At 70.8% G+C, this 14849-nt stretch carries 10 protein-coding genes; 5 read left to right on the top strand and 5 right to left on the bottom strand.

What is annotated here, in order from left to right; genetic code table 11:
* Positions 1 to 3 precede the first annotated feature (3 nt).
* The 5 genes from STRVI_RS14395 to STRVI_RS14415 all read right to left on the bottom strand — a co-directional run bounded on the left by STRVI_RS14395 (position 4) and on the right by STRVI_RS14415 (position 9521).
* A complete protein-coding gene (locus tag STRVI_RS14395) occupies positions 4 to 756 on the bottom strand; it encodes a (Fe-S)-binding protein (protein ID WP_014056382.1) in 753 nt (250 codons plus the stop codon).
* Positions 747 to 2339 carry a rhamnulokinase gene (locus STRVI_RS14400; protein WP_014056383.1) on the bottom strand — a complete coding sequence of 531 codons (1593 nt, stop codon included), beginning with the start codon at positions 2337 to 2339 and terminating at the stop codon, positions 747 to 749. The genes STRVI_RS14395 and STRVI_RS14400 overlap by 10 nt, the downstream gene beginning before the upstream one ends.
* 225 nt (positions 2340 to 2564) lie before the next feature.
* Positions 2565 to 4604, bottom strand: coding sequence for a bifunctional rhamnulose-1-phosphate aldolase/short-chain dehydrogenase (locus tag STRVI_RS14405; RefSeq protein WP_014056384.1), 2040 nt, complete (start codon positions 4602 to 4604; stop codon positions 2565 to 2567).
* Positions 4605 to 5126: 522 nt separating this feature from the next.
* Positions 5127 to 6287, bottom strand: coding sequence for an L-rhamnose isomerase (gene rhaI, locus STRVI_RS14410; RefSeq protein WP_014056385.1), 1161 nt, complete (start codon positions 6285 to 6287; stop codon positions 5127 to 5129).
* A 30-nt stretch (positions 6288 to 6317) separates the two neighbouring features.
* Positions 6318 to 9521 carry an alpha-L-rhamnosidase gene (locus tag STRVI_RS14415; protein ID WP_014056386.1) on the bottom strand — a complete coding sequence of 1068 codons (3204 nt, stop codon included), beginning with the start codon at positions 9519 to 9521 and terminating at the stop codon, positions 6318 to 6320.
* 275 nt (positions 9522 to 9796) lie between these two features.
* On the opposite strand from STRVI_RS14415, the gene STRVI_RS14420 reads away from it, so the two are divergent.
* From STRVI_RS14420 to STRVI_RS14440, 5 genes are read left to right on the top strand one after another with little or no spacing between them, the layout of a single operon-like run.
* Entirely contained in the window at positions 9797 to 11377 is a 1581-nt protein-coding gene (locus STRVI_RS14420; protein WP_014056387.1) for a sugar ABC transporter ATP-binding protein, read from the top strand.
* Positions 11374 to 12417, top strand: coding sequence for an ABC transporter permease (locus STRVI_RS14425; protein ID WP_014056388.1), 1044 nt, complete (start codon positions 11374 to 11376; stop codon positions 12415 to 12417). The genes STRVI_RS14420 and STRVI_RS14425 overlap by 4 nt, the downstream gene beginning before the upstream one ends.
* On the top strand, positions 12414 to 13385 hold the full coding sequence (locus STRVI_RS14430) for an ABC transporter permease (protein ID WP_014056389.1): 972 nt from the start codon (positions 12414 to 12416) through the stop codon (positions 13383 to 13385). Before STRVI_RS14425 ends, STRVI_RS14430 begins: the two co-directional genes overlap by 4 nt.
* Positions 13386 to 13415: 30 nt before the next feature.
* Positions 13416 to 14495 carry a rhamnose ABC transporter substrate-binding protein gene (rhaS, locus tag STRVI_RS14435; RefSeq protein ID WP_014056390.1) on the top strand — a complete coding sequence of 360 codons (1080 nt, stop codon included), beginning with the start codon at positions 13416 to 13418 and terminating at the stop codon, positions 14493 to 14495.
* Positions 14496 to 14508: 13 nt separating this feature from the next.
* Positions 14509 to 14829, top strand: coding sequence for an L-rhamnose mutarotase (locus STRVI_RS14440; protein ID WP_014056391.1), 321 nt, complete (start codon positions 14509 to 14511; stop codon positions 14827 to 14829).
* Positions 14830 to 14849 lie beyond the last annotated feature (20 nt).

A 14849-nucleotide genomic window follows, 5' to 3' on the forward strand; every position in this document is an offset into this window, starting at 1 on the left:
CGCTCACCAGACGTTTCCTTCCGTGCTGGCCAGGATCTCGGCGATGTGGACGGGGCGGACCGTGGAGCCCTGGCGGGCGAGTGTGCCGCCGATGTGCATCTGGCAGGAGTTGTCGACCGTGCACACGGCCTCGGCGCCGGTCGCCGTGATGTTGCGCGCCTTGTCCGCCCCCATGGCCGCCGAGACGGCCGCGTTCTTGACGGCGAACGTACCGCCGAAGCCGCAGCACTCGTCGGCGCCCGGCAGCTCCACCAGGTTCAGCCCCTTCACGGCGGCGAGGAGCGAACGCGGGCGGTCGCCGAGCCCCAGCATCCGCAGCCCGTGGCAGGTGGGGTGGTAGGTCACGGTGTGCGGGTAGTACGCGCCGACGTCGGTGACCTTCAGGACGTCGGTGAGGAATTCGGTCAGCTCGTACGTCTTGGGGACGGCGTCGGCCGCCGCGTCCGCGAGCTCCTGGCCACGACCCTCGGCGGCGGCCTTGGCGCCGATCCGGGGGTAGTTGTCCCGCACCATCGCCGCACACGAACCCGAGGGCGCCACCACGTAGTCGTAGTCGCGGAACGCGGCTGCGTAGCGGCGCACCAGCGGTTCGGTCTCGTGGCGGTAGCCGGTGTTGAACTGCGGCTGGCCGCAGCAGCTCTGCCCCTCCGGGAAGCCGACCTCCACGCCGAGCCGTTCGAGCAGCGTGACCACGGCCTGGCCGGTGTGTGGATAGAGGGTGTCGTTGACGCAGGTGATGAAGAGCGCTACGCGCACGGTTCCTCCTCGTCGCCCGGGCCGGTGGCGGCCCTTGTGACCTGTGCGGCCCCCAGCCGGGCGGCTGCCCGGTCCCACGCCGAATGATCACCTGTGGGCTCATACTGCCTCAGTGGCTGGGTGCTGTGAAGCAGCGAGCGCAATTCTGGCAAACCACCGGTGATCGCTCCGGCCGCCCGGGCCTGGACCAGGACGTTTCCGAGGGCCGCCGCCTCGGCCGGGCCCGCGATGACGGGGAGCCCGCAGGCGTCGGCGGTGAGCTGGCACAACAGGGTGTTGTGCACACCGCCGCCGACGATGTGCACGGTGCGGACCGTACGGCCGGACAACCGCGCGGCGTCGTCGATCGCGCGGCGGTGGGCCAGGGCGAGGGAGTCCAGGACGCAGCGGGTGGTCTCGGCCGGGGTACGGGGGACGGGCTGGCCGGTGCGGCGGCAGGCGTCGGCGATGCGGTCGGGCATGTGGTGCGGGGCGATGAAGGCGGGGTCGCCGGCGTCGACCACGGAGCGGAGGGGGGTGGCTTGGGCTGCCGCTTGGAGGAGTGCGGTGAGGTTCGTACTGCCCGTACTGCCCGTACTGCCTGTACTGCCTGTACCGCCCGTACTGCCCGTACTGCCCGTGCGGGCGCCCTCGGTTTCCCAGGCGCGGACGCACTCCTGGAGCATCCACAGCCCCATGATGTTGCGCAGATAGCGGACCGTGCCGTCCACGCCCAGCTCATTGGTGAAGTTGGCCGCGCGGCTCGCCTCCGTGAGCACCGGCGCGTCCAGCTCCAGCCCGGCGAGGGACCAGGTGCCGGTGGCGATGTACGCGAAGTCGGGTGTGGTGGCCGGGACGCCGACGACGGCGGAGGCGGTGTCGTGCGAGCCGACGGCGGTCACGGGGAGGGGGGTGGTGAGGCCCGTCTCGGTGAGGACCTCTTGGCGCAGGGTTCCGGCGGCGTCGCCCGGGTGGCGGAGGGGCGGGAAGAGCGTCAGATCGATGCCCAGGGCCTGCGCCACGGGGGTGGCCCAGTCGCGGGTGCGGGGGTCGATGAGCTGGGTGGTGGAGGCGTTCGTCAGCTCGGTGCCGGGCTCGCCGGTCAGCCAGTACGAGATGAGGTCGGGGATGAGGAGGAGGCGGTGGGCGGCGGCGAGGGCGGGGGTGCCCTGGGCCGAGACGAGCTGGTAGACGGTGTTGAAGGGGAGGTGCTGGATGCCGGTGGCGGCGTAGAGGGCCTGGGGCGAGAGCGCTTTCGCGACCTTTTCGGGTGCGTTGGTGGTGCGGGGGTCGCGGTAGTGCACGGGGTTGGCGAGGAGGGTGCCATCGGCGGCCAGCAGGCCGTAGTCGACCGCCCAGGTGTCGATGCCGATGCTGGTCAGGGGGTGTGGGGTGCGGTTCGCTGCCGCCTTCAGGCCGTTCAGGACGCCCTGGTAGAGCGACATGATGTTCCAGTGCAGGGTGCCCAGGACGCGGGTGGGCTGGTTGGGGAAGCGGTGCGCCTCGTGGAGGGTCAGCCGTTCGGGGGCGACCTCACCGACGATGACGCGGCCGCTGGACGCACCGAGGTCTACGGCGGCGAAGCGGTGCTCTTTGGTGGACACGTGGACCTCGTGGTGGGTGGGGTGCGTGGTGGTTGGTGTCTTTCGTACGGGGCGGGGGCCGGGGCCTCCGGGGCGTGGCCCTGGACCGTATATTTACGGCGCCATTGGCCGGGGGCGTGCTGTGGGCCGGAGATCGGCGCCACAAATACGCCCCTGGCCTTCGGCATGGGGAACCCCGAGCGTCCAGGACCCCACCCCTCCGACCCCGTCCCCCTCACGCGCGTGTCAGCGCAGGAACGCCGCCGCGACCCCGGCGTCGACGGGGATGTGCAGACCCGTGGTGTGGGTCAGGTCGCCGCCCACGAGCGTGAAGACCGCGTTCGCCACGTGGGTCGGGAGTACCTCGCGCTTGAGCAGGGTGCGTTGGGCGTAGAACTCGCCCAGCTTCTCCTCGGGAACGCCGTACACGGCGGCGCGTTGCGCCCCCCAGCCGCTTGCGAAGATGCCGGAGCCTTGGACTACGCCGTCGGGGTTCACGCCGTTGACCCGGATGCCGTGCTCGCCCAACTCGGCTGCGAGCAGGCGGACTTGGTGGGCCTGGTCGGCCTTGGTCGCGGAGTACGCGATGTTGTTCGGGCCCGCGAACACGGCGTTCTTGGAGGTGATGTACACGATGTCGCCGCCCATGTTCTGGGCGATGAAGGTCCGTGCCGCCTCGCGGGAGGCCAGGAAGCTGCCTCGGGCCATGATGGTGTGCTGGAGGTCCCAGTCCTGGGTGGTTGTTTCGAGGAGGGGCTTGGAGATGCTGATCCCGGCGTTGTTGACCAGGATGTCCACTCCGCCGAAGTCCAGGGCTGCCTGGGCGAACGCCGCCTTGATCTGCTCTTCCGAGGTGACGTCGGCGGTTACGGCGGTGGCCTTGTCCGGGCCGCCCAGCTCCTGTGCGACGGCTGCGGCCGAGTCGGCGTTGATATCCGCCACTACTACGCATGCGCCCTCGGCCACCAGGCGGTGGGCGATCGCCTTGCCGATGCCTGAGCCGGCGCCGGTCACCAGGGCGATACGGGTCGCGAGGGGCTTGGGCTTCGGCATGCGCTGGAGCTTGGCCTCTTCCAGCGCCCAGTACTCGATGCGGAACTTCTCCGACTCCTCGATGGGGGAGTAGGTCGACACCGCTTCCGCGCCGCGCATGACGTTGATCGCGTTGACGTAGAACTCGCCTGCCACGCGGGCGGTTTGCTTGTCCTTGCCGTAGCTGAACATCCCGACGCCGGGGATCAGCACGATGGCAGGATCCGCGCCGCGCATGGGAGGGGAGTCCGGGGTGGCGTGGTTGTTGTAGTAGGCCGCGTAGTCGGTGCGGTAGGTGGTGTGGAGTTCCTTGAGGCGGGTGATCGTCTCGTCGAGGGGGGCGTCGGGCGGGAGGTCCAGGACCAGGGGGCGGACCTTCGTACGGAGGAAGTGGTCCGGGCAGGAGGTGCCGAGGGCCGACAGGCGTGGGTGTTCGGCGCGGGAGACGAAGTCCAGGACGGTGTCGTTGTCCGTGAAGTGGCCCACCTGGGGGCGGTCCGTGGAGGCCAGACCGCGGAGCACCGGGGCCAGGGCGGCCGCGCGGGCGCGGCGCTCGGCCTCGGGGAGGGCGGGGTGGACGACGGGGCCGAACGGGTCCGTCTTGCCGCGTGCGGTGAGGAACTCCTCGGCGGTGCGGATGATGCGGAGGGAGTTCGCCTCACACTCGGCGGAGGTGTCGCCCCAGGCGGTGATGCCGTGGCCACCGAGGATGCAGCCGATGGCCTGCGGGTTGGCCTTTTTGATGGCGGCGATGTCCAGGCCCAGTTGGAAGCCGGGGCGCCGCCAGGGCACCCACACGACGTGGTTGCCGAAACACTCCTTGGTGAGCGCCTCGCCGTCGGCCGCGCAGGCGAGGGCGATGCCGGAGTCGGGGTGGAGGTGGTCCACGTGGGCGGCGTCGACCAGGCCGTGCATGGCGGTATCGATGGACGGCGCGGCCCCGCCCTTGCCATGCAGGCAGTAGTCGAACGCCGCGACCATCTCGTCCTCGCGCTCCACCCCCGGGTAGACCTCGGTGAGCGCGCGAAGCCGATCCAGCCGGAGCGCGGCGAGCCCGGAGTGGGCGAGGGTGCCCAGATCGCCACCGGAGCCCTTGACCCACATCAGCTCGACGTCCTGCCCCGTGACGGGGTCGGTCGCGGTGCCCTTGGCGGAGGTGTTTCCGCCCGCGTAGTTGGTATTGCGGGGGTCGGCGCCGAGCCGGTGCGATCGCTCCAGGAGCGTGGCCGCCTCGGGGTGGGGTTCTGCGGTCATGTCGTCCTTTTTGTGTGGGCCAGGCCGGTCTCAGCGGGTGGGTCTCGGCGGCGGGAGACGTGTCCCGCACGGGTGCGCTGGGGGCAGTAGTGGTCGAGGGCGGTGCCAAGGAGTTCGGGGCGAAGCCCCGCGTGTTTGGGGCGGCGTTCTGGGGTGTTCGGGCGGGGCCCCGGCGAGTTCGGTGCAGAACTCCTGGGGCTTGGGGCGAAGTGGGTCGGAGCCGCGCGTGTTTGGGATGGCTTCTTGGGGTGTTCGGGCACGGCCCGTCGGGTTCGGGTCGGAGTCCCTGAGGTTTGGGACACCGCCCCGGGAGTTCGGGGCGAAGCCCTGGGCCCGCGTCGGAGTCCCTGGGGTCTGGGGCAGCGCCCCGGGGGGCGCGGGGCGGAGCCCCCAGGGGGTGTGGGGCGCAGCCCCCAGGGGGTGTGGGGCGCAGCCCCGGGCCCCCTGGGGCCCGGGGGCTTGCCCCCGGGTTCGGGAAGGGGCGGGGTGGGGGAAGGCCCGCCGCAGGCGCTACGCCCCGCGCTACGCCCCCCACCCCGCCTGCTGCCCACCCACCCGCTCCGAAACGATCCGCTCCGCCCACCCCGACCCCCGGTACGCGGCCATCGGGTCGGCGCCGATGCCCAGTTCCTCGCGGACTTCGGCGAGCAGCGGCCGCACATCGGTGTTGTAGGCGTCCATCAGAACCGCGTTGGCCCCGAGCACATCGCCCGTGCGCTGGGCGGCGGCCAGCGCGTCACCGTCGACCAGGAGGGCCTTGGCCGTGGCTTCCTGGACGTTCATGACGGAACGGATGATCGCCGGGATCTTGGGCTCGATGTTGTGGCACTGGTCGAGCATGAAGGCGACCCCCGAGGTCAGCCCGCCGCCGCGGACCACCTCGTACATGATCCGGAAGAGCTGGAAGGGGTCGGCGGCGCCCACCATGAGGTCGTCGTCCGCGTAGAAGCGGGAGTTGAAGTCGAAGGCGCCGAGCTTCTTCTCGCGCAGGAGGAGGGCGACGATGAACTCGATGTTGGTGCCGGGGGCGTGGTGGCCGGTGTCGACGCACACCTGGGCCTTGGGGCCGAGCTTCAGGCAGTGGGCGTAGGCGGTGCCCCAGTCCGGGACGTCCGTGGTGTAGAAGGCGGGCTCGAAGAACTTGTACTCCAGCAGCATGCGCTGGTCGTCGCCGAGGCGGTCGTAGACGGCGGTCAGGGCCTCGGCGAGGCGGTCCTGGCGGGCCGCGATGTCGTCCTGGCCGGGGTAGTTCGTGCCGTCGGAGAACCAGAGCTTGAGGTCGCGGGAGCCCGTGGCGTCCATGATGTCGACGCACTCCAGGAGGTGGCCCAGGGCCTTGCGGCGGACCGCCGGGTCGGGGTGGGTGACCGAGCCCAGCTTGTAGTCGTCGTCCTGGAACACGTTGGAGTTGATGGCGCCGAGTTTCAGGCCGCGTTCCTCCGCGTACTTGGCGAGCGCCCCGTAGTCCTCGACCCGGTCCCAGGGGATGTGGAGGGCCACGGTGGGCGCCACTTTGGTGAAGGCGTGCACCTGGGCGGCGTCGTCCAGCTTCTCCTGGGGGGAGCGCGGCACACCGGGCTGGGCGAAGACCTTGAACCGGGTTCCGGAGTTGCCGTACGCCCATGACGGCGTCTCGACCGCCTGGCTCTTGAGGGCCGCCTTCACGGCTGGAACGTCAGACATGAATCTCCTTCATGAAACGATTCAAGAAACCTAGCCGCGCGGTCGGCCACGCGTCAAGAAGTGGTGGGTCCCCGAGCCCACGGCGAACACCGCGCAACCGTCCGCCATCCGCAGGAGGCGGCCGCCGCGGCGGGTCACGTCCGGTGCGCGGCGTGCGGGGACCCAGATCTGTGCGGTGGTGTTGACGGGGATGGACACCGTGAGCGTGAAGTCCTCGCCCTGGGACCACCGGGTGGTGACCGGGCCGAAGAGGGAGTCGTAGCGGCCCTCGGCGGAGCGCACTTCGCCGCCGGGGCGGGGCCGGATGAGGATCTCGCGGAAGCCGGGGGCGGCGGGGGCGATCCCGGTGATGTTCTGGTACATCCACTCGCCGACCGAGCCGTAGGCGTAGTGGTTGAACGAGTTCATTCCGACGTCCTGGAAGCTCCCGTCCGGCTTGATGGAGTCCCAGCGCTCCCACATCGTGGTGGCGCCCCGGTCGATCTGGTACCCCCAGGAGGGGAATGTGCGCTGGTGGAGCAGGCGGTAGGCGACGTCGGTGTGACCGGTCTCGGTGAGGGTCGGGAGCAGCCGCGGGGTGCCGAGGAAGCCGGTGGACAGATGCCAGTCGCGGTCCTGGATGAGGGCCACGAGCCGGTCGGCGGCGGGCTTGCGGAGGGCGGCGGGGAGCAGGTCCATGGAGAGCGCCAGGACGTACGCGGTCTGAGTGTCGCCCTTGATCCTGCCGTCGGCGGAGACGTAGGCGCGGTTGAAGGCCGCCTTGATGCGGGCCAGGAGGTCTTCGTACGGGGCCGGGTCCTCGTCCAGGACGTGTGCGGTGCGGGCGACGAGGTCGGTGGCGTGGGCGAAGTAGGCCGTGGCGATGACGTCCTTGGGGGTCTCCGCCTCGACGCTGAGCCAGTCGCCGTAGCCCTCGGCGGGCCGCAGCAGGCCGGTGCTGTGCTGCTCCAGAAAGGTGATCCAGCGGCGCATGGCCGGCCAGTTCTCGCGCAGCACCTGGGTGTCGCCGTAGGCCTGGTAGAGGTTCCAGGGCACGGTCACCCCGGCGTCGCCCCAGCCCGCCACGCCGTCGCCGACGTCGCCGAGGTTGGGTGCCACATTGGGGAAGGAGCCGTCGTCGGTCTGGCCGTCGCGCATGTCCTGGAGCCACTTGGTGAGGAAGCGGGCGGACTCCATGGCGTAGGCGGCGGTGCTGGAGAACACGTTGATGTCGCCGGTCCAGCCGAGCCGTTCGTCCCGCGCGGGGGTGTCGGTGGGGATGGACAGGAAGTTGCCGCGCAGGCCCCAGGTGATGTTGGAGTGGAGCTGGTTGAGCATCGCCGAGTCGGTGTGGAAGGACATGGTGAACGGCGCGGCGGTGTGCATGACCCGGCCCGTGACCGCGTCGAGGGCGGGCTTTCCGGGGTAGCCGGTGACCTCGACGTAGCGGAAGCCGTGGAAGGTGAAGCGCGGCTCGTAGGTCTCGGGGCCGCCGCCCTTGAGGGTGTACGTGTCGACGGGGCGGGCGGTGCGCAGGTTGGCCGTGTAGGCGGTGCCATCGGGGTTGAGCACCTCGGCGTGGCGGATCCGGATCTTCCGGCCGGCCGGGCCCGAGACGGTGAGGCGGACGCTGCCGACCATGTTCTGGCCCAGGTCGAAGAGGTGGACGCCGGGGGCGGGTTCGGTGACCTTGAGGGGCTTGATCTCGCGTTCCACGCGGGTCGGGGCGTCGGTCTGGGCCACGACCTCGGCGGTGATGTCCGCGGCCGTGACGGCGGGCTGCCAGCCGGTGTCGTCGAAGCCCGGTGAGCTCCAGCCCGGGGTCTCCTTACGGGCGTCGTACTCCTCGCCCATCAGCACGTCGGCGGTCAGCAGCGGGCCGGTGGCCGCGCGCCACTGCTGGTCGGTGGTGATGCGCTCGGTGCTGCCGTCGGTGTACACGACCTCCAACTGGGCGAGCAGGGCGGGGTGGTCGCCGTACTGGGCCTGGCCGAGCCAGGCGATGTTCCCGGCGTACCAGCCGGGGGCGAGGGTCACACCGAGGGCGTTGGCCCCGGGGTGGAGGGCGTCGGTGATGTCGTAGGTCTGGTACGCCACCCGCTTGCGGTAGTCCGTCCAGCCGGGCGCCAGTTGGTCGCGGCCGACGCGGACGCCGTTGAGCTGCGCTTCGTACAGGCCCAGCGCCGTGGCGTAGAGCCGGGCGCGCGCGACGGGCTTGGTGAGCCGGAAGGTGCGGCGCAGTTGGGCGGGGGACTGGAGGGGCAGCACCCTGCCCCAGGGCCCACTGCCCCAGGTGGCCAGCTTCTTGGCGGCGGCCCAGCCGCTGTCGTCGAAGTCCGGGTCCGGCCAGGCGGCGGGGGGTTTCGTGTCGGTCGTGCGCCAAGTGGCGTCCGTGTGGTGGTGGGTGGTGGTGCCGTCCTCGGTGGTGAGCTCCAGGGTGGCGAGCAGCCCCGCCGGGCCCTTCTCGGCGTTGGTGGCCGAGATGGCGAGGGCGGCGGCGCCCTGGTGGAGGAACTCGGTGACGTCGACGGTGGCCGGGTGGCTCCACGCCTTGAGCACGCCCAGGGCCTCGCGGGCAGCGACCTCCGTGCCGTTCACATGGGCGGTGAAGCCGTCGTCGGCGGCCACCACCAGCCGGGCGCGCCGGACCGTGCCCGTGGCCCGAACCGCGGCGCGGAACCACCGGGTGGCCGCCGGGGCCTCGGTGGCCGGATCCCCTTCGGGGAACCAGATCCAGGAGGCGCCGTCCAGGGCCGGGGGCGTGGTCAGCGCGGCGGGCGCGGTGATCCAGCGCGCCTGCCACTGCCCGTCGCCCAGCAGCCCCGTCTCCCACCAGGCGGGGGCGGACCACGGGGAGGGGCGGCCGTGGTCGTCCCAGACCCGCACCGACCAGTGGTACCGGGTGCGCGGACGCAGGGCCGGACCGTCGTAGGGGACCAGGACCGATTGGCGTGAGGTCTGCTTGCCGCTGTCCCAGACGTCGGGGTCGCCGAGCCGGTCGGGGGAGGTGGCGACCCGGATGTGGTATGCGCTCTGCGACTGGTCGCGGGCGTCCGAGTCGAGGATCCAGCTCAGGCGGGGGCGGGGGGTGTCGAGGCCGAGCGGATGGGGCGCGTACTCCACCGTCGTGCTCCGGACCAGCAGCCCGGCGGCGGGGCGGTCCTCGGCGGTGGCGGACGGGGTGAGAGCGGGCAGACCCGTGAGGGCCGTACCGGTGGCAGCGGTGGTGGCGAGCAGGTGACGTCTGCTGATCACGGTCTTCCTCCAGGAACGGCTGGCAGGAACGACGGGCAGGAGCGACTGACTGGAACGACTGACAGGAGCGACGGGCGGCAACGATGGGATGAAAACGATTCAACCCAAGGCGCCTGGACCGTAGGGCCGGAGTTCAGGGTGCGTCAAGGGGGCTGAATCGATGTGGGTATATCCCGTGCACACCCCCTTGACGGCCGCAAAGTGCACGGCTAGCTTCCCGGAATCCAGCATTGAAACATTTCATTTCCCGCCCTGGGTATGCGTCAGGAGACTCCGTGAGCCAGCCTGCTTCGACCGGTGTGCCGGTCCTCGCCCTCGAGGGGGTGAACAAATCCTTCGGCGCCGTACGGGCCCTTCGCGATGTCTCGCTCGAGCTCTTCGCCGGTGAGGCCCATGCCCTGGCCGGTGAGAACGGGGCGGGCAAGTCGACGCTGATCAAAGCCCTCGCCGGGGTGCACCGGCCCGACTCCGGCCGGGTGCTGCTGGACGGCGAGCCGGTGGTCTTCCACGGCCCCGCCGACGCGCGCGACGTCGGCATCGCCGTCATCTACCAGGAGCCCACGCTCTTCCCCGATCTGTCCATCGCCGAGAACATCTTCATGGGCCGTCAGCCCCGCCGGGCCCTCGGCCGGATCGACCACAAGGCCGTACGGACCTCCACCGCCGCCCTGATGGCGCGGCTCGGCGTCGATCTCGACCCGGACCGGCCCGCCCGGGGCCTGTCCATCGCCGATCAGCAGATCGTCGAGATCGCCAAGGCGCTCTCCTTCGACGCCCGGGTGCTGATCATGGACGAGCCGACGGCGGCGCTGACCGGAAGCGAGACCGCCCGGCTCTTCTCGGTCGTCGAGACGCTGCGCGCCGAGGGCGCCGCCGTGCTGTTCATCTCGCACCGCCTGGAGGAGATCTTCGAGCTCTGCCAGCGGGTCACCATCCTGCGGGACGGCCGGTGGGTGGCCTCCGAGCCGCTGACGGGGCTGACCCAGGACGATCTGGTCCGTCGCATGGTGGGCCGGGATCTGGCCGAGCTCTACCCCAAGCAGGACAGCCGGGTCGGCGAAACCGCGCTGTCGGTGCGGCGGCTGACCCGTGAGGGCGTCTTCCGGGACGTCTCCTTCGAGGTGCGGCGCGGTGAGATCGTCGCGCTCGCCGGGCTGGTCGGCGCCGGGCGCACCGAGGTCGCCCAGGCCGTCTTCGGCGTGGACCGGGCGGACGCGGGCGAGGTGCGGGTCGACGGGACGGTACTGCGGCCCGGTTCGCCGACCGCCGCCATGGACGCCGGGCTCGCGCTCGTCCCCGAGGACCGGCGCCAGCGGGGCCTGGTGATGGAGATGTCCATCGAACGGAACATCGGGCTGACCGGCCTCGACCAACTGGGCCGCGCGGGACTGGTGCAGCGGGCGCTGGAGCGCGGCCGGGCGGCCGACTGGGCGGTCCGGCTGCAGCTCAAGTACGGCAGTCTCGCCGATCACGTCGGGGTGCTCTCCGGCGGCAATCAGCAGAAGGTCGTGCTCGCCAAGTGGCTGGCGACCGAGCCCACGGTGCTCATCGTCGACGAGCCCACACGCGGGATCGACGTCGGCACCAAGGCCGAGGTGCACCGGCTGCTGTCGTCGCTGGCCGCCGACGGCCTCGCGGTGCTGATGATCTCCTCCGATCTGCCCGAGGTGCTGGGCATGGCCGACCGGGTCCTGGTGATGCACGAGGGCCGGCTGGTCGCCGAGATCCCGCGCGCCGAGGCCACCGAGGAGTCCGTCATGGCCGCCGCGACAGGGCTCACCGGCGACACCGGCGACACCGGGGACACCAGCGACACCGGCGTCACGGGCCTCACCGGCGAAAGGACACGGACGTGAGCGTGACCGTCGAGAAACCCGGGAAGCCCGCCGCCGCGCCGGAGACGGCGCGTTCGGCGCGCTCGCTCGTCGACGCCGTCTTCCGCGCGCGGGAGATCAGCATCGCCGGCGCCCTCCTGCTGCTGGTGCTGTTCACCTGGATCGCCGAGCCGCGTTTTCTGGGCGGCCAGGGCATCAAGGACCTGTTGCTCAACGCCGCGATCCTGGTGCTGCTCGCGGTCGGGCAGTCGGTGGTGGTCATCACCCGCAATATCGATCTGTCGGTCGGCTCCGTGGTGGGCCTGTCCGCCTTCGCCTGCGGGAAGTTCGTCTCCGGCACCGACCACGGAGTGCTGACGGTCCTGCTGCTCGGCCTCCTCGTCGGCGCGGGCTGCGGCGTCGTCAGCGGTGTGCTGGTGAGCTTCGGGCGGGTGCCCGCGCTGGTGGTGACCCTCGGGATGCTCTACATCATCCAGGGCGTCGACTACTGGTGGGCGCAGGGCGAGCAGATCAACGCGGCCGATGTGCCGCAGTCCGTGCTGGACCTCGGCAACGGCAGTGTGCTGGGCATCCCGTATCTCCCGCTGATCGCCTTCGCGGTGCTCGCCGCGACCGCGTACGTCCTGCGTACCTACCGCGCAGGCCGTGAGCTGTACGCCATCGGCTCCAGCCCGGAGGCCGCCCGGCTGGCCGGGGTGCCGATCCGGCGGCGGGTGCTGGGCGCGTATCTGTTCTCCGGCGCCGTCTCGGGCTTCGCGGGCGCGCTGTGGCTGGCCCGCTTCGGCACCGTCGTCGCCGACAACGCCCACGGCTGGGAACTGACCGTGGTCAGCGCGGTGGTGGTCGGTGGCGTCGCCATCGTCGGCGGCACCGGCACGGTGTGGGGCGCGGCGCTGGGCGCGCTGCTGCTCACCACCATCGGCAGCGCCCTGGCCGTGCTGAAGGTCGACTCCTTCTGGCAGGACGCCATCGCGGGTGCGCTGCTGCTGGCGGCCATCAGCGTGGACCGGATCGTGAGGGTGCGCATGACCCGTGCGCTGAGGAAGAGGAGCGCACGATGAAGCTCAGGTGGGACACCGCCGTCGGGGTGCTGCTGGTGGCCGTCTTCCTCACCGGCCTCGGCACCACGGACGGCTTCGCGAGCCGCGACAACCTCGCCTTCGCCTTCAACGACATCGCCGAGGTCGCGCTGATGGCGCTGCCGATGACACTGCTGGTGGTGGCCGGGCAGGTGGATCTGTCGGTGGCCTCGATGCTCGGCCTGGGCAGCGCGCTCACCGGCCAACTGTGGGACGCGGGCTGGGCGTTCGAGACCATCGTGCCGGTCGTGCTGCTGGTCGGGGTGGTCGGGGGGCTGATCAACGGCTGGCTGGTCACCCGGGTCGGGCTGCCCTCGCTCGCCGTCACCATCGGGACACTCGCCCTCTACCGAGGGCTGGCCTCGGTGGTGCTCGGCACGGGAGCCATCACCGACTTCCCCGAGACGTACGCCAAGTGGGCCGTGGACACCACCACCGTGCCCGGCACCTTCCTCACCTATCCGGTGGTGCTGTTCATCGTGCTGGCCGCCATCGCCGCCGTGGTGCTGCACGCCACGGGCCTGGGCCGGTCGCTGTTCGCCATCGGCGCCCAGGAGGACGCCGCCTACTTCGCGGGCATCCGCGTCAAGCGTGTCAAGCTGCTGCTGTTCGTCGTCAGCGGGCTGATCTCGGCCTTCGCCGGGGTCGTGTTCACCCTGCGGTACGGCAGCGCGCGGGCCGACAACGGCCAGGGCTTCGAAATGCTCGTCATCGCCTCCGTCCTGCTGGGCGGCGTCGACTTCGACGGCGGGAAGGGCACGCTGTTCGGTGCCGTCGCCGGGGTGCTGCTCATCGGCGTCCTGAAGAACCTGCTGACCCTCAACGACGTGGCCAACGAGGTCCAGGTGATCGTCACCGGGCTGCTGCTGGTGGCCTCCGTCCTCACCCCCCGCCTGATCACCACCGTGAGCGCCTGGCGTCACCGGCGCGCCGCCGCCTCGACCAGCTGATCCACCCACGCACCGCGAAAGGTCTCCCCGATGAAGAGCTCTCCCACGCGCCGCCGCGCCGCCGCCACCGCCGCCGCGGTCTGTGCCCTGGCCGTGGCCCTGGCCGGCTGCGGCGGTACCACCAAGAAGGACAACGACAACAGCGGCCCCGCCAAGACCGACGCCAAGGCCGACCCCGGCGCGCCCCTGAAGAAGGGCCTCGAGCTGGCCTTTCTGCCCAAGCAGATCAACAACCCGTACGAGAAGCTCATCGACCGGGCGGGGATCACGGCGGCCGGGGAGTTCGGCGGCAAGGGCAAGGAGGTCGGCCCGTCCGACGCCAGCGCCTCTTCCCAGGTGTCGTACATCAACACCCTGGTCCAGCAGCGCCAGGACGCCATCCTGATCGCGGCCAACGACCCCAACGCGGTCTGCGGCCCGCTCAAGCAGGCCATGAAGAAGAACATCAAGGTGGTGGCGTACGACTCCGACACCGCCCCGGCCTGCCGTCAGCTCTTCATCAACCAGGCCGGCTCCGAGGAGATCGGCCGCAGCCAGGTCCAGCACCTCGCCAAGCAGCTCGACTACAAGGGCGAGATCGCGATCCTCTCCGCCACCCAGAACGCCACCAACCAGAACACCTGGATCCGCTTCATGAAGGACGAGCTGAACAAGCCCGCCTACAAGAACATGAAGCTGGTCAAGACGGTGTACGGGGACGACGACGACCAGAAGTCCTTCCAGGAGACCCAGGGCCTGCTCAAGGCGTATCCGAAGCTCAAGGGCATCATCGCGCCCACCACGGTCGGCATCGCCGCGGCCGCCCGTTACATCAGCGGCTCCTCGTACGAGGGCAAGGTCGTGCTGAACGGACTCGGCACGCCCAACCAGATGCGCAAGTACGTCAAGGACGGCACCGTCGAGCAGTTCTCGCTCTGGGACCCCAAGAAGCTCGGCTACCTCGGCTCGTACGCCGCGGCCGCGCTCGCCTCCGGGCAGATCACCGGGGCCGAGGGGGAGAAGTTCAAGGCCGGGAAGCTGGGCGAGTACACGGTCGGCAAGAACGGCGAGATCATCCTCGGCCCGCCCACCGTCTTCGACAAGTCCAACATCGACAAGTTCGACTTCTGAGGGCGGTCCGGCGATGCGGCGGGTGTGTTTTCTGCTGAAGGTCCGCCAGGACCGGATCGAGGAGTACCGCGAGCGCCACGAAGCCGTATGGCCCGAGATGCGGGCGGCGCTAGCGGAGACCGGCTGGCACAACTACTCGCTCTTCCTGCGCGAGGACGGGCTGCTGGTGGGCTATCTGGAGACCGAGGACTTCGAGGCGGCCCAGGCCGCAATGGCCGCCACCGAGGTCAACGCCCGCTGGCAGGCCGAGATGGCGCCCTTCTTCGAAGCGCTCGACGGCGCGCGGCCGGACGAGGCGATGAAGCCGCTGACGGAGGTCTTCCACCTCGCGTAGCCGCGGGACGCGGCGGAGCG

Source organism: Streptomyces violaceusniger Tu 4113 (assembly GCF_000147815.2).
GTDB classification, from domain to species: Bacteria; Actinomycetota; Actinomycetes; order Streptomycetales; family Streptomycetaceae; genus Streptomyces; species Streptomyces violaceusniger_A.